The sequence below is a fragment of the Paenibacillus sp. BGI2013 genome (genome assembly GCF_002843485.1).
In the GTDB taxonomy this organism is placed as follows: domain Bacteria; phylum Bacillota; class Bacilli; order Paenibacillales; family Paenibacillaceae; genus Paenibacillus; species Paenibacillus amylolyticus.
Genome location: NZ_PJFA01000003.1, coordinates 391,337 through 417,113 on the forward strand (window position 1 = coordinate 391,337; position 25,777 = coordinate 417,113).

At 47.0% G+C, this 25,777-nt stretch carries 29 protein-coding genes; 28 read left to right on the top strand and 1 reads right to left on the bottom strand.

All coding sequences use genetic code 11. The annotated features are described in order from the left end of the window. The first annotated feature begins 188 nt into the window (after positions 1 to 188). From CXK86_RS09160 to CXK86_RS09285, 26 genes are all read left to right on the top strand, one after another. Entirely contained in the window at positions 189 to 1,163 is a 975-nt protein-coding gene (locus CXK86_RS09160) for a polyprenyl synthetase family protein (RefSeq protein ID WP_017687703.1), read from the top strand. Positions 1,164 to 1,317: 154 nt separating this feature from the next. Next, the gene (ndk, locus tag CXK86_RS09165; RefSeq protein ID WP_017687704.1) at positions 1,318 to 1,761 is read left to right on the top strand and encodes a nucleoside-diphosphate kinase; all 444 of its coding nucleotides are present in this window, start codon (positions 1,318 to 1,320) and stop codon (positions 1,759 to 1,761) included. A 25-nt stretch (positions 1,762 to 1,786) separates the two neighbouring features. Beyond that, positions 1,787 to 2,581 (top strand): CheR family methyltransferase, encoded by a 795-nt coding sequence (locus tag CXK86_RS09170; protein ID WP_047843560.1) that lies wholly within the window; start codon positions 1,787 to 1,789, stop codon positions 2,579 to 2,581. Positions 2,582 to 2,759: 178 nt separating this feature from the next. Continuing rightward, positions 2,760 to 3,929, top strand: coding sequence for a chorismate synthase (gene aroC, locus CXK86_RS09175; protein ID WP_017687707.1), 1,170 nt, complete (start codon positions 2,760 to 2,762; stop codon positions 3,927 to 3,929). 1 nt (position 3,930) lies between these two features. Continuing rightward, positions 3,931 to 5,025: a 3-dehydroquinate synthase gene (gene aroB / locus CXK86_RS09180; protein WP_074095641.1), complete on the top strand. Its 1,095-nt coding sequence runs from the start codon at positions 3,931 to 3,933 to the stop codon at positions 5,023 to 5,025. A 5-nt stretch (positions 5,026 to 5,030) separates the two neighbouring features. Further along, a complete protein-coding gene (aroH, locus tag CXK86_RS09185; protein WP_047843558.1) occupies positions 5,031 to 5,408 on the top strand; it encodes a chorismate mutase in 378 nt (125 codons plus the stop codon). Positions 5,409 to 5,911: 503 nt separating this feature from the next. Further along, a complete protein-coding gene (trpE, locus tag CXK86_RS09190) occupies positions 5,912 to 7,480 on the top strand; it encodes an anthranilate synthase component I (protein WP_036607674.1) in 1,569 nt (522 codons plus the stop codon). Between the two features lie 68 nt (positions 7,481 to 7,548). Then, entirely contained in the window at positions 7,549 to 8,589 is a 1,041-nt protein-coding gene (trpD, locus tag CXK86_RS09195) for an anthranilate phosphoribosyltransferase (RefSeq protein ID WP_091034830.1), read from the top strand. Further along, positions 8,579 to 9,367: an indole-3-glycerol phosphate synthase TrpC gene (gene trpC, locus CXK86_RS09200; RefSeq protein WP_076250003.1), complete on the top strand. Its 789-nt coding sequence runs from the start codon at positions 8,579 to 8,581 to the stop codon at positions 9,365 to 9,367. Before trpD ends, trpC begins: the two co-directional genes overlap by 11 nt. A 35-nt stretch (positions 9,368 to 9,402) precedes the next feature. Beyond that, complete coding sequence (locus tag CXK86_RS09205) at positions 9,403 to 10,104, top strand: phosphoribosylanthranilate isomerase (protein ID WP_076250596.1); 702 nt, start codon at positions 9,403 to 9,405, stop codon at positions 10,102 to 10,104. After that, positions 10,101 to 11,300: a tryptophan synthase subunit beta gene (trpB, locus tag CXK86_RS09210; protein ID WP_047843556.1), complete on the top strand. Its 1,200-nt coding sequence runs from the start codon at positions 10,101 to 10,103 to the stop codon at positions 11,298 to 11,300. Before CXK86_RS09205 ends, trpB begins: the two co-directional genes overlap by 4 nt. Further along, positions 11,297 to 12,103 carry a tryptophan synthase subunit alpha gene (gene trpA / locus CXK86_RS09215; RefSeq protein ID WP_076250004.1) on the top strand — a complete coding sequence of 269 codons (807 nt, stop codon included), beginning with the start codon at positions 11,297 to 11,299 and terminating at the stop codon, positions 12,101 to 12,103. Before trpB ends, trpA begins: the two co-directional genes overlap by 4 nt. Before the next feature lie 85 nt (positions 12,104 to 12,188). After that, positions 12,189 to 13,289 carry a histidinol-phosphate transaminase gene (hisC, locus tag CXK86_RS09220; RefSeq protein ID WP_076250005.1) on the top strand — a complete coding sequence of 367 codons (1,101 nt, stop codon included), beginning with the start codon at positions 12,189 to 12,191 and terminating at the stop codon, positions 13,287 to 13,289. Positions 13,290 to 13,315: 26 nt separating this feature from the next. Then, the gene (locus CXK86_RS09225; RefSeq protein ID WP_076250006.1) at positions 13,316 to 14,410 is read left to right on the top strand and encodes a prephenate dehydrogenase; all 1,095 of its coding nucleotides are present in this window, start codon (positions 13,316 to 13,318) and stop codon (positions 14,408 to 14,410) included. A gap of 726 nt (positions 14,411 to 15,136) precedes the next feature. Beyond that, positions 15,137 to 15,730, top strand: a complete 594-nt coding sequence (locus CXK86_RS09230; protein WP_036607662.1) for an RNA polymerase sigma factor — start codon at positions 15,137 to 15,139, stop codon at positions 15,728 to 15,730. After that, complete coding sequence (locus CXK86_RS09235) at positions 15,727 to 16,362, top strand: anti-sigma factor family protein (protein WP_036607660.1); 636 nt, start codon at positions 15,727 to 15,729, stop codon at positions 16,360 to 16,362. Before CXK86_RS09230 ends, CXK86_RS09235 begins: the two co-directional genes overlap by 4 nt. A 43-nt stretch (positions 16,363 to 16,405) precedes the next feature. Next, on the top strand, positions 16,406 to 17,005 hold the full coding sequence (locus tag CXK86_RS09240) for a histidine phosphatase family protein (RefSeq protein ID WP_036607658.1): 600 nt from the start codon (positions 16,406 to 16,408) through the stop codon (positions 17,003 to 17,005). 234 nt (positions 17,006 to 17,239) lie between these two features. After that, complete coding sequence (locus tag CXK86_RS09245; RefSeq protein ID WP_036607656.1) at positions 17,240 to 18,358, top strand: hypothetical protein; 1,119 nt, start codon at positions 17,240 to 17,242, stop codon at positions 18,356 to 18,358. Positions 18,359 to 18,402: 44 nt separating this feature from the next. Then, positions 18,403 to 18,909 carry a gamma carbonic anhydrase family protein gene (locus CXK86_RS09250; RefSeq protein WP_036607653.1) on the top strand — a complete coding sequence of 169 codons (507 nt, stop codon included), beginning with the start codon at positions 18,403 to 18,405 and terminating at the stop codon, positions 18,907 to 18,909. A gap of 23 nt (positions 18,910 to 18,932) precedes the next feature. Then, positions 18,933 to 19,112 (top strand): IDEAL domain-containing protein, encoded by a 180-nt coding sequence (locus CXK86_RS09255; protein WP_017687723.1) that lies wholly within the window; start codon positions 18,933 to 18,935, stop codon positions 19,110 to 19,112. Positions 19,113 to 19,265: 153 nt separating this feature from the next. Beyond that, positions 19,266 to 19,688 (top strand): DUF2487 family protein, encoded by a 423-nt coding sequence (locus CXK86_RS09260; protein ID WP_076250007.1) that lies wholly within the window; start codon positions 19,266 to 19,268, stop codon positions 19,686 to 19,688. A 192-nt stretch (positions 19,689 to 19,880) separates the two neighbouring features. Then, on the top strand, positions 19,881 to 20,423 hold the full coding sequence (locus CXK86_RS09265; protein ID WP_017687725.1) for a QcrA and Rieske domain-containing protein: 543 nt from the start codon (positions 19,881 to 19,883) through the stop codon (positions 20,421 to 20,423). 15 nt (positions 20,424 to 20,438) lie between these two features. Further along, positions 20,439 to 21,110: a menaquinol-cytochrome c reductase cytochrome b subunit gene (gene qcrB / locus CXK86_RS09270; RefSeq protein WP_017687726.1), complete on the top strand. Its 672-nt coding sequence runs from the start codon at positions 20,439 to 20,441 to the stop codon at positions 21,108 to 21,110. Positions 21,111 to 21,131: 21 nt separating this feature from the next. Then, complete coding sequence (locus tag CXK86_RS09275; RefSeq protein ID WP_076250008.1) at positions 21,132 to 22,016, top strand: menaquinol-cytochrome c reductase cytochrome b/c subunit; 885 nt, start codon at positions 21,132 to 21,134, stop codon at positions 22,014 to 22,016. 113 nt (positions 22,017 to 22,129) lie between these two features. Beyond that, positions 22,130 to 22,756 carry a DUF1405 domain-containing protein gene (locus CXK86_RS09280; RefSeq protein WP_036607641.1) on the top strand — a complete coding sequence of 209 codons (627 nt, stop codon included), beginning with the start codon at positions 22,130 to 22,132 and terminating at the stop codon, positions 22,754 to 22,756. A gap of 66 nt (positions 22,757 to 22,822) precedes the next feature. Beyond that, positions 22,823 to 23,692, top strand: coding sequence for a sporulation protein YpjB (locus CXK86_RS09285; RefSeq protein ID WP_076250009.1), 870 nt, complete (start codon positions 22,823 to 22,825; stop codon positions 23,690 to 23,692). Between the two features lie 121 nt (positions 23,693 to 23,813). On the opposite strand, the gene CXK86_RS09290 is transcribed toward CXK86_RS09285, so the two are convergent. Next, positions 23,814 to 24,683: a YitT family protein gene (locus CXK86_RS09290; protein ID WP_076250010.1), complete on the bottom strand. Its 870-nt coding sequence runs from the start codon at positions 24,681 to 24,683 to the stop codon at positions 23,814 to 23,816. A 171-nt stretch (positions 24,684 to 24,854) separates the two neighbouring features. Here CXK86_RS09290 and CXK86_RS09295 point away from each other — a divergent pair, with 171 nt between their 5' ends. Continuing rightward, positions 24,855 to 25,184 carry a nucleotide pyrophosphohydrolase gene (locus tag CXK86_RS09295; RefSeq protein ID WP_076250011.1) on the top strand — a complete coding sequence of 110 codons (330 nt, stop codon included), beginning with the start codon at positions 24,855 to 24,857 and terminating at the stop codon, positions 25,182 to 25,184. 50 nt (positions 25,185 to 25,234) lie between these two features. Beyond that, complete coding sequence (locus tag CXK86_RS09300) at positions 25,235 to 25,759, top strand: tetratricopeptide repeat protein (RefSeq protein ID WP_017687733.1); 525 nt, start codon at positions 25,235 to 25,237, stop codon at positions 25,757 to 25,759. Positions 25,760 to 25,777 lie beyond the last annotated feature (18 nt).

A 25,777-nucleotide genomic window follows, 5' to 3' on the forward strand; every position in this document is an offset into this window, starting at 1 on the left:
GTCGCAGAGTTTAATTTTCGGGTGTTGGCTATGACATTCGGAGAAGAAAAACACGTTAGATTACCTTATAGAACAACACAAGCAAGAACGGTAAGCCGGGTTTCTCGTAATGCCTGCAGGCCCGACTTGCTGGAGGGGAAGGTAAGCATGAATTTATGGACTGACAATACGCTGATACGGGTGAACGAATGAAACTATTGGATATTTTCGGGTTGTTAAAAAAGGACATGGATTACATTGAGAAAGAGTTGTATCGCAGTGTTCGAGGAGAACAGAAGCTGCTGAGTGAAACGTCACTTCATTTGCTCAAAGCAGGAGGAAAACGGTTGCGGCCCGTTTTTGTGTTACTTGGTGGGAAATTTGGTACATACGACATTGAACGTCTGAAGCTGGTTGCGGTTCCGCTGGAACTCATCCATTCGGCATCCCTCGTTCATGATGATGTCATTGATAATGCGGAGACACGCCGAGGCAAACCCACGGTGAAGTCAAAATGGGATAACCGGATTGCCATGTACACTGGAGACTATATCTACGGTAAGGCACTTGAAATGACTGCCGGATTATCCGATCCAGCGATTCATCGTATTCTTGCCAAAGCTATGGTACAAATGTCCATTGGTGAGATGGAGCAAATTCGCGACTTTTTCAATACGGGACAAAGTGTTCGTAACTATCTGCTGCGGATTCGCCGCAAAACAGCACTTCTGATTGCAGTTAGCTGTCAGTTAGGGGCATTGGCTACACGTGCGCCTGAGCATGTATCTTCCCTGCTGTATACGTACGGATACAATGTGGGGATGGCCTTCCAGATTCAAGATGATGTACTTGATCTGGTAGGTACCGAGAAACAACTTGGGAAGCCACCTGGCAGTGACATGAAGCAAGGAAATATTACTCTTCCTGTACTTTATGCCCTGGAAGAATCCGATCTGCGGGAACCTTTGCTTAAGGAGATTTCCCGTGTCCAGCATGAAGAAGGACGGGCAAGTGCATCGGATGCAATTGGAATGATTCGACAAAGTCAAGGAATTGCTAAAGCAGAAGCCCTTGCTGACCGATATATGAAGAAAGCGCTCGATGCTCTCGATCAGCTACCTAACATCAAGACGACCAAAAACCTGCGTGATATCGCTCATTTTGTGGTTAAACGTACGCATTAAACAATGTATGACCTTCGACTCTCAGATTACTCATACCCAAAGTTGAACAGAACTGTGAGATTCCTCATTGGGAGGATTTGGACATGTATGTTACAATCAGAGGGATTGCGTTTACATAGTGATTAACTTTGAACCGTGAGTGAGGAGTGAGCTGATGGATCGTACATTTTTGATGGTGAAGCCGGATGGTGTGCAGCGTGGATTGATCGGTCGAATTATTAGCCGTCTGGAAGACAAAGGATTTAAGTTGGTGGCAGGCAAATTGGTGCAGATGTCTGAGGATCAGGCAAAACGCCATTATGCTGAACATGAGGGTAAACCATTTTTCGATGATCTGGTTCGTTTTATCACATCTGGGCCTGTATTTGCCATGGTGTGGGAAGGCGACGATATTGTGGCGCTTGCGCGCATCGTCATCGGAAAAACCAATGTGAAGGAAGCAGCTCCGGGTACCATTCGCGGAGACTTCGCCAGCCACACACCACATAATCTGATTCATGGGGCAGATTCACCGGAAAGTGCTTCCCGTGAAGCAGCAAATTTCTTTGCTTCAGATGAACTGGTGGTATACGACAAGAGCATCGCAGCCTGGTTGTAATTATTAGCCAAAAGGGTGATACACGATGCTGGAGCAAGAACAACTACTAGACCCGGATTACACCGGATTCATTCGTAAAATCAAAGAGAGCACAGGCATTGATCTTGCTCAATACAAGGAAGGCCAGATGAAAAGAAGGCTGACCACACTTCGCAACAAAAACGGGTTTCATACATTTTCTAACTTTTTTGAAGCTATGCAGAAAGATAAATCATTGTTTTACGAATTCCTTGATCGTATGACGATTAACGTGTCGGAATTCTGGCGTAATCCCAATCGTTGGGAAGTGCTGCGGGACGAGATCCTGCCTGAGCTGCTGGGGTCCAAGCGTCGTGCTAAAGTTTGGAGTGCGGCCTGTTCAACAGGTGAAGAACCTTATACACTTGCCATGATTTTGGACACGATGGGCATTTTGAAGGACAGCTCCATTACGGCAAGTGATCTGGATGAAGGTGCATTGGCCAAAGCCAAGGAAGGGCGTTATATGGAACGCTCGCTTAAGGATGTGCCAAAGGAAACGGCGAACCGTTACTTCAAGCAGGATGGCTTGGTATACCGTATTGATGAGCAACTCAAAAATTCGATCAAGTTCATGAAACAAAATTTGCTGGTGGACCGTTTTGACGATGGGTACGATCTGATTGTGTGCCGAAATGTCATGATCTATTTTACCGAGGAAGCCAAAAACCTGTTGTATCACAAATTTGCAGCAAGTTTGCGTCCAGGCGGTATTTTGTTTGTGGGCAGTACGGAGCAGATCTTCTCCCCGGGACAATATGGTCTGGAGACAGCAGAGACATTCTTCTATCGGAAAAAATAATGATAATGGTTGTTCAGCCGTCTGAAGCACATGTACATGTGTTCAGGCGGTTATTTGTATACCAAGTACAAGAAAGAGCCGACTTTCTTGTCAAAGCCGGTCAGCTATACTATAATAAGCAAAGAAATTATGGGATTTTAGCAATGTGAAGTTTAACAGTTTAAAGGGGGAACGTATTATGAGTTTACGCTATTTAACCGCAGGGGAGACGCACGGACCCCAATTGACCGCTATTATTGAAGGATTGCCAAGTAATTTGACGATTGATTTTGAAGAACTGAATTTCCAGCTTCACCGCCGCCAAAAGGGATATGGCCGTGGACGCCGGATGCAGATTGAGAAGGATCAGGCGAATTTCGTTGGTGGTATCCGTCACGGATATACAACAGGTGCTCCGGTAGCGCTGGTTGTTCAAAATAACGACTGGAAACATTGGCAGAATATTATGAATATTGAGCCGATTGAAGGCAGTGACGAAGAGAAACGTCGCGTTCATCGTCCACGTCCCGGACACGCTGATCTGAACGGTGGACTCAAGTATAATCTTAAAGACTTGCGTAACGTACTGGAGCGCTCCAGTGCACGTGAGACAACGGTACGTGTGGCATGTGGTGCCATTGCTCGTCAATTCCTGGCTGAATTCGGAATCAAGGTAGCTGGACGTGTACTTCGCATTGGAGAGATCGAAGCTCCATATCAGGACCTTCCGATTGATGAACTGATCGCAGTGACAGAAGCTTCCTCTGTACGTGTTACGGATGCTGAGACAGAGAAGAAGATGGAAGCCTACATCGACCAGATTAAACAAGAAGGCGATTCCATCGGAGGAATAGTGGAATGTATCGTTGAAGGTGTACCTATTGGTCTGGGTAGTTATGTTCAATACGATCGCAAACTGGATGCACGAATCGCTCAAGGCGTAATGTCCATTAATGCATTCAAAGGTGTAGAGATTGGTATCGGATTCGAAGCCGGAGTCATTCGAGGATCACAGGTGCATGATGAAATCATGCATACGGATGAGCGCGGCTACCACCGGGCAACCAACCGTCTGGGTGGATTCGAAGGTGGTATGACAAACGGTATGCCAGTCGTTGTACGTGGTGTGATGAAGCCGATCCCAACGTTGTATAAGCCACTGCAAAGTGTCGATATTGATACAAAAGAAGCATTTACGGCTCAGGTTGAGCGCTCGGACGCTTGTGCTGTACCAGCAGCGAGTGTGGTTATGGAGCATGTTGTAGCGTGGGAAATTGCCAAAGCATTCCTGGAGAAATTCGGCGGGGATTCCATGGAAGAGATCCGTGCTAATGTTGCTAGTTATAATGCTCAACTGGAGAATTACTAATATGCGTCAGCTGACGGTACAGTTGGAGGAACGCTCATATCCGATTCTGATTGGCAGCGGTCTATTGGCACAAGCCCCTCAATATTTTGAGCAATATGGGTTGACCAAAAAAAGTCCGTTGCTCATCATTACAGATGAAAATGTGGCTCCCAAATACTTGTCAGGTTTGGAGCAAACGCTGCGTACGGCTGGTTATACAGTCGTATCGGCGGTTGTACCCTCTGGTGAAACGTCGAAATCCCTTTCGGTGTACCAGGATATGATGACCGTTGCGATCGAAGGCAAACTGGATCGGAGTTCTGCGATTCTGGCCTTAGGTGGTGGTGTCGTAGGTGATCTGGCTGGTTTTGTTGCCGCTACATATATGCGTGGAATCAAGTTTGTTCAAGTACCTACAACGATTTTGGCGCATGACAGCAGTGTAGGCGGCAAGGTGGCTGTCAATCATCCGCTGGCCAAAAATATGATTGGTGCATTCCACCAGCCCGAGCTAGTGCTCTATGATGTGGACACACTTCAATCCTTGCCGCCACGAGATGTATCGGCAGGGTTGTCAGAGATGCTGAAGCACGGGCTGATCCGTGATGAGGCTTTTGCACATTGGTGTGAGGAACATGCGGAAGAACTGCTTGCGCTTAATCCGGAAGCACTTGGATACGGCTTGGAACGTGGATGTGGCATTAAGGCAGAGATTGTATCCAGAGACGAACGTGAAAATGGAGAACGTGCGTTGTTGAACCTGGGACATACGATTGGTCATGCCATTGAAGCGATTGCCGGTTATGGAGAATTCCTGCACGGAGAAGCGATCTCGATCGGTATGGCTGGATCAGCATTGCTTGGTGAGAAGCTTGGTGCGCCAGCAGGGCTCTATGAAGATACGGTCCGCATGTTGCGTTCACTTCGCCTTCCAACAACGATGCCTGCGCATCTCGACACGGATGCATTAATGGAAGCGATGATGCATGACAAAAAGTTCCGTGAAGGTCATATGGTGTTTATCATTCCTGATCGGATTGGAGCTGCAAGAATTGTGAAGGACGTACCTGTGTCGGAAGTTCGGGACGTCATTGAAATGCTCAGGAAGGGAGAATAACAGCAATGGTCACACGGGGAATTCGCGGGGCTACAACAGTCACGCAGAACAACGAAGAACAGATTTTGAAGGAAACGGCTGTATTGTTGCAGGAGATCGTGGATCGCAATGAGATCCAACCGGAAGATATCTGCAGTGTGTGGATTACGTTAACTGGGGATCTGGATGCTGCTTTCCCGGCAAAAGCTATTCGTCAACTGGATGGTTGGGAACTCGTACCACTAATGTGTGCACTGGAGGTTCCTGTTAAAGGTGCCTTGGCGCAGTGCATTCGTTTCATGGTGCATGTGAATACAAACAAAGCTCAGAATGAAATCAACCATGTGTATCTGAACGGTGCACAGGCATTACGTCCCGATTTGGCAGCACCTTCCGGCTCTTAAGTAGTGGGTTGTCAAACCGATCATAATGATGTATAGTGAGAACCAGTTGAGTAGAGTTGAGATTGAGCTGAGAGCAGCTGAGCTAGTGGAGTATATAGCAGAGTCCAGTGGGTGGTAACCGGGGCAACAGAAACCGGTCAACTGATTCACGGTACGTCGTGCTACGGAATAGGTAACAGGAATAGGGAAAACAAACGTGTCATAGGACATCTTTTGTTTTGATATATTTTGGTACAAACACAATCAATGCACTCTCCTATATTTTACGTAATATTGGAATGAGTAGTTGAAGTGTTATAACTAATTTATTTTCCCGATTTGGATGATGTGAGATGCATCAATTCAGCGACCTGTGAATAATCCGACAGCGAAGTATAGGGACTTGTTATTTATGAAGCATCACCCTGTTAAATACAGCTTATAACCAAACCTCTACCTGATGGTAGAGGTTTTTTTGTACATATAACCTTTTCTTCTACCTAAATCTGAAAGGACGTGATCTGATGATAACGCCAAACGTTAATCAAGTACTGAAAATGTCGAATGAGTATAATCTGATTCCGGTAGTCAAACGGATTCTGGCAGATATGGAGACTCCGATTCGAATATTCCGCCGTTATGCTGACAACGACCGGGCATTCCTGTTGGAAAGTGTAGAGGGCGGTATCCAATGGGCGAGATACTCGTTCATCGGTACAGATCCGTTCCTGATGATTTCGGCCAAGAAAGGCCGGATTGTTGTAGAAGAAGCAGGGAAAACCCGTGAATTGCCAGGCAAACCGATCGAAGAACTGAAAGCACTGCTGCGTAAGTACCGCAGTCCAAAAGATGATGAACTGCCACCATTCACAGGTGGGGCAATTGGTTTCTTCGGATATGACCTGCTGTCCTATTATGAGAAGCTTCCAGCCCACGCGCTGGATGACCTGAATATGGATGACATTCGCTTTATGTTCTGTGACCAGATTATCGTCTTTGACCATGTGAAGCAGCAGATGTTGCTCGTTGGTAATGTACACGTCAAGGACGGTGCAACGGATGATGAGATACGCCAAGCGTATGCAGTGACTTCGGAGAAGCTGGAGCAGGCGGCAGAACGTTTGCAGCAGCAAGGACCAGGAGAGAACCTGAATCCGCGTTCCATTCCGGGAGACGTGGAACTGGGGGATATTCGCTCCAACCTCACGAAAGAGCAGTTTATCGGTAATGTGGAGCAAGCCAAAGATTACATTCGCGCAGGTGATATTTTTCAAGTGGTATTATCCCAGCGTTTCCACATTGATACGGAAGTTTCTCCGCTTCACGTGTATCGTGTGCTTCGGACCCTGAATCCATCACCTTATATGTACTACCTCAAAATGGATGATGAGATTATCGTGGGTACTTCGCCAGAAGCGCTGGTCAAGGTGGACGGGAATCGTGTGGAGACACGACCGATTGCAGGTACACGTCCAAGAGGGGCAACAGAAGCGGAAGATCGTGCACTCGCTGCTGATCTGCTCCAGGATGAGAAGGAACGCGCGGAGCATCTGATGCTGGTTGATCTGGGGCGTAACGATCTGGGCCGGGTATCCAGTTTCGGCAGTGTGAAGTGTGACATGTTCATGGAGATTGAACGGTATTCTCACGTTATGCACATGGTATCCAACGTTACGGGCGAGCTTAGAGAAGATAAGGATTTCTTCGATGCATTCCTCTCTTGCTTGCCAGCGGGTACTGTATCCGGAGCACCGAAACTGCGTGCAATGGAGATTATCGCGGAACTGGAGAAAGAGGCACGTGGAGCTTATGCAGGAGCAATCGGATACCTTGGTTTCTCGGGTAACATGGACTCCTGTATTACGATTCGTACGATTATTTTTAAAAAAGGAAAAGCGTATGTACAGGCCGGAGCGGGAATCGTATGGGATTCTGTGCCTGAGAATGAATATGAGGAAACGGTTAACAAAGCTAAAGCATTGCTCAAGGCGATTCGAACAGCAGAAGCAATGTTTCCTGCCAAAGAAAAGGACAGCACGTTGAGACTGGCGAATGCAGACTACTTTGTCACACCAGCGGCCGCTAAGAACTGAGAGAGGAGAGACCGGAGATGAACATAAACCCAATAATGAATGAGAACCCTGTAACCCCTATTGCTGAGATTACTCGTGAGGAAGGCATGAAAAATGGCCTGGCGAAGATTCTAGAGGGCAGCCATCTGGAGCAAGCCGAAGCAAGAGATTTGATGTACTCGATCATGAGAGGTGAGGCAACGCCGGCTCAAATCGGAGGTTTGCTGATGGCGCTACGGATGAAGGGTGAAACGGTAGATGAGATCACCGGTTTTGCTGAAGCCATGCGTGGTCAGGGCGGACGAATTCTAACGGATGGCAGCGGCTTGCTGGACACTTGTGGAACAGGTGGATCGGGTATTCACAAATTCAACATTTCCACAGCATCCGCCATCATTGCTTCGGCCGTCTCGGTTCGGGTCGCCAAACATGGCAACCGTTCAGCTTCAGGCAAAGCGGGTAGTGCAGATGTATTAGAGGCACTGGGTGTAAATATCCATCTGAACGGTGAGCAGGCCAGACAATGTCTGGATGATATCGGAATCTGCTTCTGTTTTGCCCAAGTATATCACCCTTCCATGCGACATGCGGCAGGACCAAGAAAAGAGCTGGGGGTTCGTACCATTTTCAATATGCTCGGACCGTTAACGAATCCTGCGGGAGCAGATCGCCAATTGCTTGGCCTGTATGATCGTTCCCGGACGCCGATGATTGCTGAAGTACTGAATCGTCTTGGTCTCAAAAGAGCGTTGGTTGTGGCCAGCCATGATGGTCTGGATGAAATCAGTATCTCGGCACCAACTCAGGTGTCTGAACTTCGCAATGGTGAAGTGCACACCTATGATATTGATCCACGTGATATGGGTTTGTCTCTGCACCCGCTTGAAGCGGTACTTGGAGGAGATGCGGCACAGAATGCCGAAATTATTAAGAGGATCTTCCAGGGTGAGCAGAGTGCCTACCGCGATGTCGTTCTGTTGAACGCCGGAGCGTGCATCTATGTATCCGGTCTTGCAGATAGCATTGCTGAAGGGGTGACACTTGCCGCAGAAGCGGTAGATTCGGGCAAAGCTGCCGGGAAGCTTGAACAGTTAATTCATACAACGGAGGCGTATAGTCATGTATCTTGATCGAATCGTTGCAACCAAACATAAAGAAGTTGAAGTTCTTGCACAGACATTTCGCATGGATGAAGCTATCCAAAAAATCGAACAACTACCCGCAACTCGGGGGTTTGAACAAGCACTATCGAGCGGACGCAATCGCAAACTCGGCCTTATTGCTGAAGTGAAGAAGGCTTCGCCATCCAAAGGGTTAATTCGTCCGGATTTTCATCCGGTAGAGATTGCTGCTGCTTATGAGCGAGCGGGTGCAGACTGCATCTCCGTATTAACAGATGTGTCGTATTTTCAAGGCAGCAACGAGTACTTGCAGGCTATCCATCAAGCAGTGAACATTCCGCTATTGCGCAAGGATTTTATTATAGATGAACGACAGATTGCCGAGGCAAGATTACTGGGTGCGGATGCGATACTGTTGATTGCCAGTATTCTGACACCTGAACAGATTCGTCAATATCTGGAATTTGCCAAAAGTTTGGGGCTGGATGCCTTGATTGAAGTCCATGATCGAACAGAACTGGAGCAGGTATTGGAGATTCCGCAGGCAACACTTGTGGGCATCAACAATCGTAATTTGAAAACATTCGAAACCAGCCTGAACACGACACTGGATTTGATGGAATTGATTCCAAGTGGCGTTACCTTGATTAGCGAAAGTGGTATTGACGGACCAGAATCAACAGTACCTCTGATCCAGGCCGGTGTTCATGGTATTCTCGTAGGTGAGCATCTCATGCGCAAGGATGATGTCGAGGCGGCTGTATATGATCTGATGGGACCCAAATGATGAATACTTCCATACACGATGGCACAGGCGACAGTATGTCAGAACTGAGAAACCCGCTGCCAGCGGCCGTAAAAATATGTGGACTTCAGGACGTTGAAGTGCTAAAATCGATGATAAACTTGCCTGTGGATTACATTGGTGTTGTTTTTGCCAAATCACGCCGCCGAATCGAACCCGAGCAGGCTGCTGCATTAAGAACGGTGTTGTTCGAATGGTCTACCTATGATCGGCCGAAGCTTGCGGGTGTATTTGTGAATCCTACGCTCGAAGAACTGGAACACATTATGGACATTGCTCAGCTGGATGTTATTCAACTGCATGGACAGGAGACTGTGGAATTTTGCCAGCAGGTGAAGCAGCGGTGGAATGCCGCAGTGTTCAAAGTTTTTTCTTTTCCCAAAGATGAAACGGGACCGGAAGCTGATGATGCAGCCATAAGGGCTCTTGATACTTATGATAAATACGTGGATGCGATATTGCTTGATACCCATGATCCTCTATATGGAGGGGGCTCCGGGAAAACGTTTGCCTGGGAGCGAATCCCTGCCTATGCTGAATGGGCGAAAAGTCGCGGAATTGCTCTGTTCGTTGCAGGAGGGTTGCAGCCGGACAATGTACAACAACTAATACAGACATATGCACCTTTCGGCGTCGATGTATCCAGCGGCGTGGAGACTGAAGGTGTGAAGGATATTGCCAAAATTACAGCATTCGTAGAAAGGGTGAAGCAGGCATGACACATCAATTGCCGGATCAACACGGGCGTTTCGGTCACTTCGGAGGCCGCTTTGTACCTGAGACACTAATGAACGCACTTATTGAGTTGGAGGAGGCATACAGCCACTTCTCTGAAGATGAGGAATTTAACAAGGAACTGAACTATCTGCTAAGCGAGTATTCTGGACGTGAAACGCCATTGTATCATGCAGAGCAATTGTCACGCCGATTGGGCGGACCGAAAATTTATCTGAAACGTGAAGATCTCAATCATACAGGCGCGCACAAAATTAATAACGCCATTGGACAAGGTTTGCTTGCCAAACGGATGGGCAAAAAGAAAGTTATTGCCGAAACGGGTGCAGGTCAACATGGCGTTGCGACCGCAACCGTAGCCGCATTGCTTGGACTGGAATGCAAAGTATTTATGGGCGAAGAAGATACAGAGCGTCAGCAGTTAAACGTATTTCGGATGAAGCTGCTCGGAGCAGAAGTAATTCCGGTGACGTCCGGAACACGGACACTGAAGGATGCTGGTAATGAAGCACTTCGCTACTGGGTCAGCAATGTAGAGGATACGTTCTATGTGCTCGGATCAGTGGTTGGTCCTCATCCATATCCGATGATGGTGCGGAATTTCCAACGTGTGATTGGTGATGAGACCCGTCGTCAGATTCAGGAGATCGAAGGGCGTTTGCCGGATGTAATTGTAGCCGCTGTTGGTGGAGGAAGTAATGCGATCGGTATGTTCTATCCATTTATCGGTGATCAGGATGTGAAGCTTGTTGGTGTTGAAGCCGCAGGCAAAGGGGTCGAAACCGAGTATCACGCTGCAACGATGACCAAAGGTACGCATGGTGTATTCCAGGGATCTATGAGTTACCTGTTGCAGGATGAGTATGGACAGGTTCAGCCAGCGCATTCCATCTCGGCCGGACTTGATTATCCGGGTGTTGGTCCGGAGCATTCCTATCTCAAGGATATTGAACGGGCAAAATATGTACCGATCACGGATCAGGAAGCACTGGATGCCCTGCAACTCCTATGTCGGACGGAGGGAATCATTCCTGCTCTGGAGTCTGCACATGCGGTTGCCCAAGTTGTCAAACTGGCGCCTGAACTTACAGCAAATGATATTGTAGTCATTTGTCTGTCGGGACGTGGAGACAAGGATGTTGAATCGATCATGAAATACACGGGAGGTGACTTGGGATGAATCTGATGGACCAGACCTTCCAGCAATTGAAGGAACAGAATCGCACGGCACTTATTCCATTTTTAACCGTGGGAGACCCGGATGTGGATACAACGATTGATATCATCAAGGAGCTTGAACAGGCTGGAGCGGATATTTTGGAACTGGGTGTTCCCTATTCCGATCCGCTTGCAGATGGCCCAGTCATTCAGCGCGCTTCCGAACGTGCGCTGAAAAGCCAGATTACCATTCGTACTGTGATGGAAACCGCTGCAAAAGCTCGTAAGGCAGGTGTGAAACTGCCGTTTGTTCTGTTCACCTATTATAATCCGGTATTGCAGACAGGCCTGGATGTATTCTTTGATGAATTGGTCAAACACGATATTAGTGGCATGATCATTCCGGACCTGCCGATTGAGGAAGCGGAAGAGATGCGAGAACGCGCAAATCGTGCTGGTGTGCATCTGGTGCCGCTTGTTGCACCTACATCTAATGCCCGGATTGAGCGGATTGTAACGGGCGCGAGGGGCTTTATCTATTGTGTATCATCCCTTGGGGTAACCGGAGAGAGAGCTTCTTTCTTTGATGGCGTAGAGAGCTTTATTGAGACGGTGAAAAGTCTGACAGACCTTCCTGTAGCGGTAGGCTTTGGTATCTCCAGTCATGAGCAGGTGGCACATTTCTCCCGCATCTGCGATGGCGTTGTTGTAGGTAGTGCCATTGTTCGTCAGGTGGAAGATGCGATTCCTCTGCTTGAAAATCCGGATACGCGTGCAGCGGGACTGTTGCAAATTCGCAACTTTGTGGCACAATTAAAGGGATAGAGATGTCCTGAAGGACATCTTTTGGACACATGAGGTGCACGCTGATTCGTGTCTAACATTATTTCAATAACAGGAGGCGGTCGGGTTGAAACCGAAATCCCAGATTGTCAATCTGCCTGTGTACCAACCGGGCAAACCGATTGAAGAAGTGAAATGTGAACTGGGGCTTGAACAAGTCATCAAGCTGGCCTCCAACGAAAACCCGTACGGCAGTTCTCCTGCCGCCCTGGAAGCCATTACGAGAGAAATGACGAATATAAGCATATACCCAGACGGTAGCTCGGTTGAGCTGACGGGAGTTCTTGCCAAGCATCTTGGCGTTGAACGGAACAACTTAATATTTGGTTGTGGTTCCGATGAGATTATTGCTTTGATCACGAGAGCTTTCTTCTTGCCGGGTGACGAGACCATCATGGCAGATCAAACATTTTCTGTATATAAAAGCAATGCAGATATTGAGGGTGCCGTGTCCATCGAAGTGCCTCTGAAAGATGGCACGCATGATCTGAGCGCGATGCTCGCGCAAATTAACGACAAAACCAAAGCAGTATGGGTGTGTAATCCAAATAATCCGACAGGTACGATTATCTCCGAGCAGGAACTTACAGCCTTTATGGACCGTGTGCCTGCTCATGTGATGGTCATATTGGACGAAGCTTATTATGAATTCGTAACCGATGAAGCATACCCGCAAAGTATACCATTGATCGAACGGTATCCGAACTTGGTCATCCTGCGGACATTCTCCAAAATTTACGGTTTGGCTTCGCTTCGGATCGGATATGGTATTGCACGTCCCGAAATTATTGATTTGATTAACCGTGTACGTGAACCGTTTAACACTTCCCGTTTTGGACAGGTTGCGGCAAAAGCTGCACTACTGGATCAGGATTTTGTTCAAGAGTGCTCGAAGCGGAATGCAACGGATCGGGATTACCTGCAAAATGAATTTACACGGCTCGGATTGTCGTATTTCCCTTCACAGGGTAATTTCATTATGGTTGACCTGAATATGCCTTCGGCAAATGCGTTCCAATCCTTGCTCAAACAAGGCATTATCGTTCGCTCAGGATTCCACGTATACCCAACTTACATTCGTGTGTCCGTCGGAACATCAGAACAGAACCGTGCATTTGTCACGGCACTGGAGAACACGCTGGCTGAGAAGGCGGTAGCACGCCCTTAATACTGGCGATGAAAGAGTGAGGACCCATGAAACTAAAAATTGCAATGATTGGTGTAGGACTCATCGGCGGTTCACTGTCGCTCTGCTTCAAAGGCAAGCCAGGTGTAACCGTGATGGGCTACGCCCACTTGGATGAACTGAAGGACAAGTACATAGCGAGCGGTGTAGTGGATGATGCTACGCTCTCTCTGGAAGAAGCGGTAGAGGATGCCGACTTTATTTTTTTGTGCGTTCCCGTAGGTTTGCTAGAATCCTATTTCGAAAAGCTCTCCAAGCTGCCATTGAAAAAAGGATGTATCATCACGGACGTAGGAAGCACTAAAGCTTCCATTGCCGCTTGTGCCGAGCATGTGCGGTTGACTGACGCTTATTTCATTGGTGGTCACCCTATGGCGGGGTCGGAGCGTGCAGGCGTAGATGCGGCCTCAGCCGTGTTATTTGAGAATGCATACTATGTCTTAACCCCTTCAGAACATGTACCTGAGGAAGCCTACAGCAGGTTGTCTGAGCTGCTTGCGTATACGCGGGCACAGATCGTGCGTGTGGAGCCTCTGCTGCACGATGACATCGTGGGGGCGATTAGTCATCTGCCACATGTTATTGCTGTTGCGCTGGTGAATCAGGTACGTGAATATAATGAGTCGAATCCACTGTATAAAATGCTGGCTGCAGGCGGTTTTCGGGATATTACCCGGATTGCGTCCAGTGATGCGATTGTGTGGAGAGATATCTTGCTTAGCAACCGTGATGTACTGCTGGGCTTGCTTAAGGACTGGAATAGCCAGATGACGGCCTTTACGGATATGCTGGAACATAAGAACGGTGAAGGTATAGAGGAGGCATTCCGTCAGGCCCGCGAGTTCCGCAGTATATTACCAGAACGACGCAAAGGCATGATTTCGCCGTTATTTGATCTATATACTGATGTTCAGGATGCACCGGGTATGATCGGTAAGATTGCAACTGAGCTTGGGGCGAATGATATCAACTTGAGCAACTTGGAGATTATCGAAAACCGGGTGGATGTGCCGGGCATTATGCGTCTGTCTTTCCGTCAGGAAGAAGATATGGAACGAGCCAAGACGTTATTGGATTCCTTAGGCTATCAAGTGTGGATATAAGACGAGAAAGAGGGCGAAAGCCCTCTTTTTTGTGAGGTTATATTGGAGTTGTTATTTGATTTTCAGTCACACAAAAAAAGGATGTATTATCCTGATTTACCGAAAGATATAATTAATTCAAACAATTTTACTGAAAGTGTTGACAAAATGAAAACGTATACATATAATAAGGGTACAGTATGGTTTCTCTCCACTCCTATCCAATAACTGTATTGCTCCACGTGAGCAATGGCCGCTTATGTAAGCGGTCTTTTTTTTGTCTTAAAAAGTTATGGGAAAGGCATTGATATGTTAATAGTTACATTTGAACTTACATCCTCTATTTACATCTCCCTCCTTAATCTGTTAGGATACCTTAGATCCAATAAATATCACATTTTTGTAACCTTTTCGGTATGTCGTCCGTCTATATAAGCAAGAGTTACCAAAAAGGCTCAAAATGAAGTCATGAACGTGAAAATGACTGCATATGAATGACAGGTCGGGTTCTGTGGATACCAATGGATTTGCCAGGATGATGCAGACCGTTGTACAATAAATACTGTTAATGTAGAAACGTTGGGGAAATTGCCATTACATAGGGGAATTTGGCGGGAAGGCCAGTTATGGCGCTGAACGCTTTTTATATGCGGTGAGAACCGCAACTTTTTTGTGCCTGTTCGGTAATACATGGATAGAGTCGAACGGGGAGAAGCACATGGATGGGCGAGGAGGGGTCGCACTCAAATGACGGATTCCCAGTTGATTCGAGAGATCAAGGAAGGTAACCTGGAGTTATATTCCGAGCTGATGAGTCGTTATCAGCGTAAAATACTGGCTTTCGTATATCATATGTTGAAAAGTTCCAATATGGAGCTGCTTGCGGAAGATCTCTGTTCTGAGACTTTCTATAAGGCGTTCCGCAGTCTGCACTCTTTCCGTGAGGTGGATGCCTCATTCTCAACATGGTTATATACCATTGCGAGAAATACGGTACTGAGTGAGCTTCGCAAACAGCGTAGCGGAAATGTCCCACTTGAAGAGAGCGGGATTGTTCCCGTTGCTCCTTCGGAGAATACACCGGAGTATGCTGTACTTCGCAGCGAGCGGGTGATGCTGGTTAGGGATGCGATTAACAATTTGCCGGAGAAGCAGCGTTCTGCGATTATACTCCGTGAGTATGATCAACTAGACTACCAAGAGATTGCGAATATTCTTGGGCAGAGCGTCAGTTCTGTGAAATCGCTATTATTCAGAGCAAGATCAAGCGTAAAAACTCAATTGGAACCTTATTTCTTCGAACCGGTGTACGAGCCATATGAAGGGATGAAGAACCGATGAATTGCAATGAAGCCCAGGAACTGTTTGCACTGGTCTGGGACTTGCCGGAAACTCATCCTCAGCGGATTGCATTTCATGCTCATCTCGCTGGTTGTGAAGAGTGCTCCGAGCAGTTTGAGGTCTGGGAAGAAGCTCAGATCTTGCTGCACAGCATTCCGGTTCCAGTGACAGAACAACAAGCAGAGAGAGTGAACCGTAACGTTATGGACCGGATCTACGCGGAGTCTCCATGGTTACTGCCGGAAGAGGTAAAGGTTAATCGTTTCTCTGCTGTGATCCGCAAGCATATGTCTTTGTGGATTGCCGCGTTCCTGGCTATTTTTTTATGCAGCTTTCTGTATATGGCAATGTTTAAGCCAGACGTATCAGAAGCTGAGCAAACCAAAGTTGTTACTACGGGTATCCTGGAGACAGGGGTTGCCGGAAGCGGACCATCGTCCTCTGGCATGTATCAGTACAACATGACTGGAGCGGACAGAGGAAGTATCATAGAACCTTTTGTTGTGAGCATGGGACCTGCTTATCCGCAGTATTGGATGGCCCTCTCTTTACTTGCAATAGGAATGGCGTTATTTTCTCTTGGACGTATGCATCGAACAACGAATAAACGCAAACAAGGTGCGAGTGCATAGGTAATAACCTTTCGTTCGCCGTGTGGAGAAATGAGGGATGTAAGTGCGAATCGGACTTATTCGTCACGGTCTTACAGACTGGAATGCGGCGGGCCGTATACAGGGTCAGACGGATATTCCTCTGAATGGAGAAGGTCGTGAACAGGCAGAGCGCCTGGGAAGACGTCTGCTGACGGAAGAATACCAATGGGACTATATCATCACAAGTGGATTATCGCGGGCACAGGAAACAGGGGAGATTATCTCCAAGCTGTTGAATGTACCTTTGCTTGAGCCGGACGCACGGTTGAAAGAAAGGGCTTTTGGTCAGATTGAAGGTCTGACTTCAGAAGAACGGGTTGCCCGTTGGGGCCAAGCCTGGGAGACATTGGACTTGGGACAGGAGCAGATAGCGGATATCCAGATTCGTGCACTGGCGTTTCTGGAAGATCTATGGTCTGCCTATTCGGACCAAAACGTACTCATTGTCACTCACGGAGCTTTCTTAGCCAACCTGTTAACAGCTTTGTTTAAAGATCGGTATACAGAACGCATTGGAAACCTGTCACTGACGATCCTGGAAAAGGAACGTGATGACTGGAGTCCGCTGTTGTATAATTGCACACGACATCTGTCTTTGGACACAGCGAAACAACCTGAGTAATCCAACTTGGGTTGTTTTTTTTGCGTTTTATGGGGAAATAAAGACTGTATATGATTTCAAACCTCTCATTTTTCTTCTGATTGACCAACTCGGGGCATAGTATGGTTTAAAACATAAAAGATTTCCAAAAAGAGGTTTAGATTATGGGAATTCCGTCAACGATGTTTACAAAACCAAACTATTTCAGGCTCTGAATCAGTAGTCGAAGTAGTTAACGGGCGAGGCGATGGACCCATGAATCTAGCGGATATGCTTACTTTTGCCGATATTGGCCAGCTTAATCGAATAGCAGACTATTACCAATGTGAATGCAAGCCCAATTCCAAACATGAACTCATCCAGAGTATTCTCACTACATTGGGCAGCAGACCCTTTTTTGAGCAGCAGGTACGTCAACTGAATCAAGCAGATCAGCGCTTTTTGAACAACTTGTTGTTTGATCCTCGCCAGTATTATGGTATGGAAGAACTCATTGCCATAGCCCGTCAATCGATGGACAAAAAGGAGAGTGAGGCTGGCGCGAGTCCACGTGATCTCATCGTTCGCTTCAATAAGAGTGGATGGTTGTTCAATGGGACAACGCAGCAGACCAGGTATTTGTATCAGGTACCCCAGGATCTGAAATTAAGATTCAGGGATGTGTTATCCACACATCTGCGAGCAGGGATTACCAAAACAACGGAACCACCCATGTATCGGGATGAGTATCATCTCTTAGCGGATGATCTCAAGTTGTTCCTGCAGTTTGTCCAGCAGCACGAAATTGCCCTTAACGCTGAAGGCATGATGTACCGTCGCTCTCAACAGCAGATTATGGAGCATCTGCACATTAGTGAGGAATTGGTGGGCAAAGGTGGATGGAGATTCGGATATGGCCGTTCCTTCAAGGATTACCCGGATCGTTTCGCACTTCTCTACGACTATGCATTTCACCATCGGCTGGTTCGTGAGGAGCAAGGCACGCTGAAGTTATCACCAGCTGGAGAAGACAAGCTGGGAGCTGAGAAAACAGCCGAAATGATACAGCTATTTAGGTTTTGGTTAAGATTGTATAAAGGTGCTATTCCCAATCTGTCCTCTATTGTGTATTGGACAGGCGAATGTGCCCAAGAATGGTCAACCGCCGAGTCGCTGTTTCGTCAGATCGGTCCGTTCATTCAGCCGTTTTACTATGATACGGCCGAGGCCATTTATGATAACAGAATTGTTAAAATGATGTTGCATCTTGGCATGGTCCGTATTGGGGAACATGAGGAAGGCAGGACTATTCAAATGACAGCCTGGGGCACACGTCTTGCTGCATCCTGTCGCTCCATCTCAGGAGACATTACGCCTATTATGTTTGACAAGTGAAGGACAAGTTGCTAAAATCACTCCCAAATTAAGGAGTGATAATAATGATAATTCCATACAAAGGTCTACAACCTCAGTTACACCCTTCGGTATATATGGCTGAAGGTGCAAAACTGATCGGTGATTTGAGAATGGGAGAAGAGTCTTCCGTCTGGTTCAATGCAGTCCTTCGGGCTGATTTGGCTCCTATTATCATTGGAAAGCGCTGTAATATTCAAGATAACGTTGTCGGGCATGTCAATACTGATCAACCTTTGATCGTGGGAGATGATGTCTCAGTAGGACATACAGCGATCATTCATGGTTGTTGTATTGGAACAGGATCATTAATCGGCATGGGAGCCATTCTGCTGAATGGAGCCGATATTGGCGAATATACGCTGATTGGAGCCGGTTCTGTTGTTACTGAGAATAGTAAAATTCCGCCCTATACTCTTGCTTTGGGGACACCTGCCAAAGTGATACGTGAGCTGACTGATGCCGATCTGGAGCGGATGTCCAGAACTTCACTGGGTTATGTTACCAAAGGAAAAGAATATAGGAGCTCTTAAATCCGTTTTGGAGGTGCATCCTATTGGATAAAATGAAAGTTACGTATGAAGTCATGTTGGGGCTGGCAGCTGAGATGGTTTGGGACGAAGCGCTTCGCAAACAGCGCAGCGAGAAGCTCTATTTGGAAATCGATAAAGCGTTAGCTACCGGAGACGAAGTAGCTTTCCGGAGTCTGACGGATGAACTGAGGACCATAAACTGATTAGCAAAATAGTTCCTTTCTGAGATAAAAGGGAATGCGCAGATGCGTGTTTCCTTTTTTTAATATGTTTAATTCCGAAATGAATGTCTGGATTTATAAGATATAGTCATATATAATATGGGAATAAAATGGATAGAGAGGGGATATAGGGAATTGAAATTCAGTGAGATGACTCAAGACAGCTGGGCTGAACTGCAACTCTATCTGGATACATGCCTTATTCCATACACAGCTCTTAGCGGTGAGCAGTCGCCAGTTGAAGCTACCGAGGCGTTGGAGCGGCTGAGAGATTTTCTGGATCTGGTCGAAATTCCTTTCAAAGGGAGAATCATGACTTATCCAGCCTTTCATTATTCTAATTCGGAATTGTCAATGACATTAAATTCCTTGTCCGCACAGCTTAAATCTTCAGGATTCAAATATGTGGTTATTATGTCATCAGATGGTCATTTGCATGGCGTGGAAATTCCAGCTGCTGACCTGGTTTTGAGTCGGTCCGTCTTAACTCATGAGGTTGGAGAAGAAGGGATTGCGAGATTTGTAGGGGAAAAGATACGAGAGTTGTGGAAAAAATAGTTTTTAGCGACAAATGTGACAATTTTACAACAATTTTTTAATAACGCTTACAATTGAACCTTAAAAATGTGTGACAAATTCTTGACGGTGTTCTAGGGCTACTATATGATTATGTATGTTCTAGTAAGTCGTGGAATTTATGAAAATGAAAACGTTTGAGAGAGTTGGCTGAAAAAGGGGGTTGGAGACAGTATGAGCAGTGAGCATGACCACCACGAAGCTTCATTGAAATTGCCAAGCCGCATGGAGATGTCACGCAGGCAGTTTTTGACGTACACGCTTGGTGGAGCTACAGCCTACATGGCCGCCGGTGCAATCCTTCCTATGGTCCGTTTTGCGGTGGACCCGATTTTGCAACATAAGGGAGAAGGCACCTCTGTCAAAGTAGCTGAAATCAGCAAAATTACGAATGAGCCTCAAGAATTCACCTTTGAACTTAAACAACAGGATGGTTGGTATCTGAGTAATGCATCGTTAGTGGCGTGGATTCGCAAAGACGAGCAGGGTAAAATTTATGCACTCTCACCTATCTGTAAACATCTGGGATGTACAGTAGGCTGGAATAGTGACAAGCAGTACCCTGACGAGTATCATTGCCCCTGCCATGGCGCGCACTATGACAAGGAAGGGAAGAATCTTGCCGTAGCCCCCAAACCGCTGGATGAGTACGTAGTCAAGGAAGAGCAGGGTTGGGTATATCTGGGCGACATTGTTCCGAACACCCGAGTGAATTAGGAGGCGTGAACGCAGATGTTTAAAAATGTCTATGACTGGATTGACGAGCGTCTTGACATCACGCCAATCTGGCGGGACGTTGCGGATCATGAAGTTCCAGAGCATGTAAATCCGGCTCATCACTTTTCCGCATTCGTGTACTGCTTTGGTGGATTGACGTTCTTTATTACTGTTATTCAGATTCTGTCAGGCATGTTCCTGACCATGTATTATGTACCTGATATTATCAATGCCTACGCAAGTGTGGAGTACCTGCAGACCAAAGTAGCCTTCGGCCAAATTGTTCGCGGCATGCACCACTGGGGAGCCAGTCTGGTTATCGTAATGATGTTCTTACATACGATGCGTGTGTTCTTTACAGGCTCTTACAAGGCACCGCGTGAAATGAACTGGGTTGTCGGCATGCTGATCTTTTTCGTCATGTTGGGCCTGGGGCTGACAGGGTACTTGTTGCCATGGGATAACAAAGCCTATTTTGCAACAAAAGTAACACTGGAGATTGCCAATACGGTTCCTTGGCTGGGACCGATTATTAAAGAATTCCTGCAAGGCGGTACGATTGTTGGTGCACAGACACTAACCCGATTCTTTGCCCTGCACGTATTCTTCCTCCCCGCTGTGCTTCTGGTGCTTCTGGTCGGACACTTTATCATGATCCGCAGACAGGGCATTTCGGGACCACTATAAACTGAGAAGGGAGGAATCGCAATGGCTCACGGACATAAGAAGGATGATGAGGAAAAGGTTATCTTTGTCGGTGATTCACGGGTCCGTAAAGGGGCGGGTTTCATTACCCCTCCTGATTACACGGCGTATCCCGGCAAATCAGAAGCCTTTATCCCCAACTTCCTGCTGAAAGAATGGATGGTTGGTGTCGTTGTATTGGTGGGGATTCTGGTTCTCACGATCTCAGAACCTGCACCTTTAGGCTATCCGGCCAATCCGAGCGCATCCGTAATTCCTATGCCGGACTGGTACTTCCTTTTTCTGTATCAGTACTTAAAGTATCCATACGCATCGGGCGATTACGTTCTGCTCGGGGTACTGGGGGTCAGCGGAGTCGCTTTTGGAGCTTTGCTGCTGGCACCATTCCTGGACACAGGCAAGGAGCGGCGTTTCTACAAACGCCCAATTGCTTCATCACTGATGATTTTGTCGGTCATTTCTGTATTCTACCTGACAAATGTAGCGTGGACGCACTACGAGCATGAGTTGGAAGCAAGTGGACAGAAACCTGAACACATTCAACGTGAAGAAGAAGCGCTGGAGAGGCGTGAACAGGGACTCCCACCCGTTTCCAATGCACCTGGACAGCAAGAAGAAGTTGCGATCGTGGAACAGGATGATCCTGCAATGGAAACGTACAAGAAGGCCGGTTGTATTGGCTGCCATGCGGCTGATATGAAGGGCGCAAGTGGACCTTCACTTCGGGGTGTGGGTGACAAGCACAGCCAGGAAGAGATTCTGACCATCATTAAAGATGGTTATAACCAGATGCCTCCTCAGTACAATAACGCCCTCGCTCAAGGTGTCACGGATGAAGAGATCACTCATCTGACCGAATGGCTTGCGAAACAGAAAGCAGAACAGTAAAATCGAAATAACCAATGAAACCTGATCGTTTATGCGGTCAGGTTTTTTTGAAGTGTTTTTTTTTGGACAGCACTGTATCGTGCACAATATTGATGAAGGAAGGGGCAGGGAATGTGGCTTTATCGTATTTCTGGAGTAGGGAATTTCTAACCAATCGTTATTTCCTGTGGCTATTATTTTGGTGTAATGCGGTAGGAACGGTATACGGATACATCTGGTACGGAGAGCAAATGAAATTGACGCTGGCTGAGCAGCCGGTTTGGCAGATCGTATTTGTGCCGGATAGTCCAACAGCGAGTTTGTTTTTTACTTTAGCGTTGTTATGGGTGTTGTACCCACCGCGGTCCATCATTATCAAACGGATCGGACATGTGATTCAGGCGCTTGCCGTGGTTACATCTGTGAAATATGGCGTGTGGGCCGTATCCATTATTTTCGCTGGCTGGATGCAAGGTGGTACACAGCACTGGCAAGACTGGATGTTGATTGCTTCGCATAGTGCGATGGCCATAGAAGCTCTAATTTTTGTACGCTTTTTCGGCTTCCGCTGGACTTCCCTTGTCGTTGCAGGTCTCTGGACGCTGTTGAACGATACGATGGATTATACATATGATATTTACCCTTGGTTACCCGCATCACTCTATGATCATGTAGATGGTGTGCGTAATTTCACATTCGGACTGACACTGGTAAGCATTCTGTGCGCGTGGCTGGCCTTAAGACAGGCGAAACGAACCTGATATCCGATCTTGAGCTTGTTCTAATGAACTGTCCCCCGCCATACATTGGTGGTGGGAGGGATGTCCATGAAGAGAACGTTTGGGATCAAAACTGGCTTACTGGTGGTATCGTTCATGGCTCTAATGCTGTGGACGAACTTAGCATATCGTGTATCCGCGCAAAGTGAAGCATTGAATTCGAATTCAAATCAGCAAGTGTCCACAAGCAGTTCAATTGCACAACTGAATGAGGAAGCAGCCATATTGTATCGTCAGGCGCTCGAGAATAATATTGAAGAAGTGCGCGGAAGCATTCTGCGTATCAGTAAAAGTCTGGAGCATATCTCCTTTGAGGGACAAACAACAGTCGAGGGCATTCACGCCTTGTCCGAAACCATAGTTGAAGTGAAACAAGCCGTTGTGAAGGTGAAAAATGACGATGCTTCTCTTCAGCAGTCCTCAGCCAAGCTCAGACTTGCAGCAGATAGTCTCGCGAATCCAACCAAGCCTTTATGGCTTCAATATTATAAAATCGTGAAAAACGATCTGGACGCTTTATCCGCTGCTACAAATCAAGGGCAAACTGCGGCCGTACTGGCAAACCGCTACACCGTTCTGGAGGAGCATTATGAGACGATTCGTCCTGCCGCACTGATTCGCCGTGAACCGTATGAAATTGCTCAGATAGACGCCTGGTTATCTCATACCAAAGGGCTTACCGCTGCCAAGCAACCTGATCTGGCTCAATTAAAGAGCATGGTTGGCCATGGGGAGGAACTGGTGAACAAGTTGTTTGGTCGCGAGAAGGACGAGAGTGCCTTTGTACCGTTTGTACAGGGTCCCGATCGCAGGGCAGCCGGGCTGCTCATTAGTTCAGTCATTGTGGCGACGTTAAGTTACGCCGGATATCGTAAATATCGTGCGCAGCAGCAGGGGATTTTTCCTTTTCGGCGCTAATCGGATATGAACTTGATCCTGATCTATAAGTGGTATATAAAAAAAAGACCTCTTTCCGCATGAATAGCCACGCTAACGGCTCTTCATGTAAAAGAGGTTTTCTTGTAGTTTCTGTGTTATATCAGCTTTCTTTGAAACCTTCGCCATGTACATCGTGAACATCGCTGATGATGACAAAAGCTCTCGGGTCAATGGAACGTACAATGGTCTGCAATCGCCTGAACTCTTGCCTGGAGATCACGCAGTAGGCCATGTGTTTGGCCTGTTTAGAGTACGCGCCAATGGCTGGAATGAGAGTAACGCCACGATCCATATCCCGTGTGATCTGATCCGCAATCTCGGGTGCATGGTCACTAATGATCATAAATGCCCGGGCAGAATATGCACCTTCCTGAATAAAGTCGATGACTTTGGAGGCGATGAATACAGCTACAAGCGTATACAGAATTTTTTCTTTGGGGATGTAGATGAGAGAGAGCCCGATAATGACAAAGTCGATGCCCAGTAATACTCGGCCCATGCTCCATCCATACTTGCGGTTGAGAATACGGGCAATGATGTCTGAACCGCCCGTCGTTCCGCCCCAACGGAATACAATGCCAAGGCCGGCTCCAAGGGTGACACCTGCATATAGGGCTGCGAGCAGGAGGTCATTCTCGGTATGTAATGGTTCAATCCAGCCCAGGTGAATCAACTTCTCAAACAACCATAGAAAAACGGTCAGTGCCCCGATTCCGATACCCGTATAGATCATCTGTCTACCGCCCAAAATTTTGAGCCCGATCAGAAAGAGGGGAACATTCAGAATCAAGGTTGTAAGTGAAGGTGAGATGCCAAAAGCGTAATTGATCAGCACCGTAACCCCAGTGAGGCCACCTTCCATAAGCTGGTTGGGGATAATGAAATAGAGGAGCCCAAAGGCATATAAGGCTGTACCCAGCACGATGGGAAGAACCAGTTTAACTTGTATCCAGGCTTTGGCAGTGCTCATAAGATCCCTCGCTGTAGATAAATTAGAATGAAGAAGCAATCATTCCCATCTAGTATACCTGTTTATTGATTCTTTAAAAATGATTTGTCGCTGATGATGGTGGAAGTGAATCTAAATAACTGATATTATTAGGAACAAATACGACATCATTTCAAAGGAGAATCCGTTCTCATGGAGAAAAGCATCGCAGAAATGCAACGTGAGGTTGATCAGTATATCTCCCAGTTCAAGGAGGGGTATTTCAGTCCTCTGGCCATGTTGGCCCGGATGTCTGAAGAGGTTGGGGAGCTCGCCAGGGAAGTGAATCATGAATTCGGCGAGAAGCCGAAGAAATCTTCCGAAGCAGCCAATTCCATTGCACTTGAGCTTGGAGATATTTTATTTATCACGATTTGTTTTGCGAACTCACTGGGAATTGATCTGGCTGAGGCGCACGACAAAGTCATGCATAAATTTAACACCCGCGATGCCAATCGGTGGACTCCCAAAAACACCGATTAGGCGTAGATTACATATGCTGTACCATCACCCGATCGGGGAGGGTCAGCTTAATGATGAAACCGGAAGAATATATGCAGCAGGCTTACCGCTGTATATTGCAAAATGATTTTGAGCAGGCGATTCGTTGGTTCGAGTCAGCCATTCATGCTCATCCAAAACATGCGGAGTTATATTATCGCTGTTCCATTACACACGCCCGCAGCAAACATCTGGTTCCAGCGCTTGAATATGCGCGCAAGTCGGTTGAATTGTCGCCAGGAACCGAAGAGTATATTTTACATCTGCAGACGTTGGAAGCAAAACAATTGACCTCCAGAGCGAAGTTGCTGTTGGAGCAGGCGGGTATTGCAACACAGGAGCGCTATGTGGAAGCGTCTACGCTTCTGCAAGAAGCAGTCAAACTTGATCCGCTCTCAGTGGAAGCTCATGTTATGCTTGCGCTGGCTTATAGTGATTTAAATGAATTTGACTATGCAATTCAGGCGCTGCGTGAGGCAATTTTGCTGGACCCGCAGAATGGGCAACTGCATCAGATGTTACAGGAAATCAAGCAACGTATGAAATCCATTCAATAAGAATTCATTTTGCAAAGA

Excerpts from the sequence above, each read along its gene's own strand:
- CXK86_RS09275 (WP_076250008.1), top strand. The coding sequence starts at position 21,132 with ATGGCTCACGGACATAAGAAGGATGATGAGGAAAAGGTTATCTTTGTC.
- aroH (WP_047843558.1), top strand. The coding sequence starts at position 5,031 with ATGGTCACACGGGGAATTCGCGGGGCTACAACAGTCACGCAGAACAAC.
- trpC (WP_076250003.1), top strand. The coding sequence starts at position 8,579 with ATGTATCTTGATCGAATCGTTGCAACCAAACATAAAGAAGTTGAAGTT.
- CXK86_RS09235 (WP_036607660.1), top strand. The coding sequence starts at position 15,727 with ATGAATTGCAATGAAGCCCAGGAACTGTTTGCACTGGTCTGGGACTTG.
- trpA (WP_076250004.1), top strand. The coding sequence starts at position 11,297 with ATGAATCTGATGGACCAGACCTTCCAGCAATTGAAGGAACAGAATCGC.
- trpE (WP_036607674.1), top strand. The coding sequence starts at position 5,912 with ATGATAACGCCAAACGTTAATCAAGTACTGAAAATGTCGAATGAGTAT.
- CXK86_RS09250 (WP_036607653.1), top strand. The coding sequence starts at position 18,403 with ATGATAATTCCATACAAAGGTCTACAACCTCAGTTACACCCTTCGGTA.
- aroC (WP_017687707.1), top strand. The coding sequence starts at position 2,760 with ATGAGTTTACGCTATTTAACCGCAGGGGAGACGCACGGACCCCAATTG.
- CXK86_RS09300 (WP_017687733.1), top strand. The coding sequence starts at position 25,235 with ATGATGAAACCGGAAGAATATATGCAGCAGGCTTACCGCTGTATATTG.
- qcrB (WP_017687726.1), top strand. The coding sequence starts at position 20,439 with ATGTTTAAAAATGTCTATGACTGGATTGACGAGCGTCTTGACATCACG.
- CXK86_RS09295 (WP_076250011.1), top strand. The coding sequence starts at position 24,855 with ATGGAGAAAAGCATCGCAGAAATGCAACGTGAGGTTGATCAGTATATC.
- CXK86_RS09170 (WP_047843560.1), top strand. The coding sequence starts at position 1,787 with ATGCTGGAGCAAGAACAACTACTAGACCCGGATTACACCGGATTCATT.
- CXK86_RS09245 (WP_036607656.1), top strand. The coding sequence starts at position 17,240 with ATGAATCTAGCGGATATGCTTACTTTTGCCGATATTGGCCAGCTTAAT.
- CXK86_RS09290 (WP_076250010.1), bottom strand. The coding sequence starts at position 24,683 with ATGAGCACTGCCAAAGCCTGGATACAAGTTAAACTGGTTCTTCCCATC.
- CXK86_RS09160 (WP_017687703.1), top strand. The coding sequence starts at position 189 with ATGAAACTATTGGATATTTTCGGGTTGTTAAAAAAGGACATGGATTAC.
- trpB (WP_047843556.1), top strand. The coding sequence starts at position 10,101 with ATGACACATCAATTGCCGGATCAACACGGGCGTTTCGGTCACTTCGGA.
- CXK86_RS09205 (WP_076250596.1), top strand. The coding sequence starts at position 9,403 with ATGTCAGAACTGAGAAACCCGCTGCCAGCGGCCGTAAAAATATGTGGA.
- ndk (WP_017687704.1), top strand. The coding sequence starts at position 1,318 with ATGGATCGTACATTTTTGATGGTGAAGCCGGATGGTGTGCAGCGTGGA.
- CXK86_RS09265 (WP_017687725.1), top strand. The coding sequence starts at position 19,881 with ATGAGCAGTGAGCATGACCACCACGAAGCTTCATTGAAATTGCCAAGC.
- CXK86_RS09225 (WP_076250006.1), top strand. The coding sequence starts at position 13,316 with ATGAAACTAAAAATTGCAATGATTGGTGTAGGACTCATCGGCGGTTCA.
- aroB (WP_074095641.1), top strand. The coding sequence starts at position 3,931 with ATGCGTCAGCTGACGGTACAGTTGGAGGAACGCTCATATCCGATTCTG.
- CXK86_RS09230 (WP_036607662.1), top strand. The coding sequence starts at position 15,137 with ATGACGGATTCCCAGTTGATTCGAGAGATCAAGGAAGGTAACCTGGAG.
- CXK86_RS09285 (WP_076250009.1), top strand. The coding sequence starts at position 22,823 with ATGAAGAGAACGTTTGGGATCAAAACTGGCTTACTGGTGGTATCGTTC.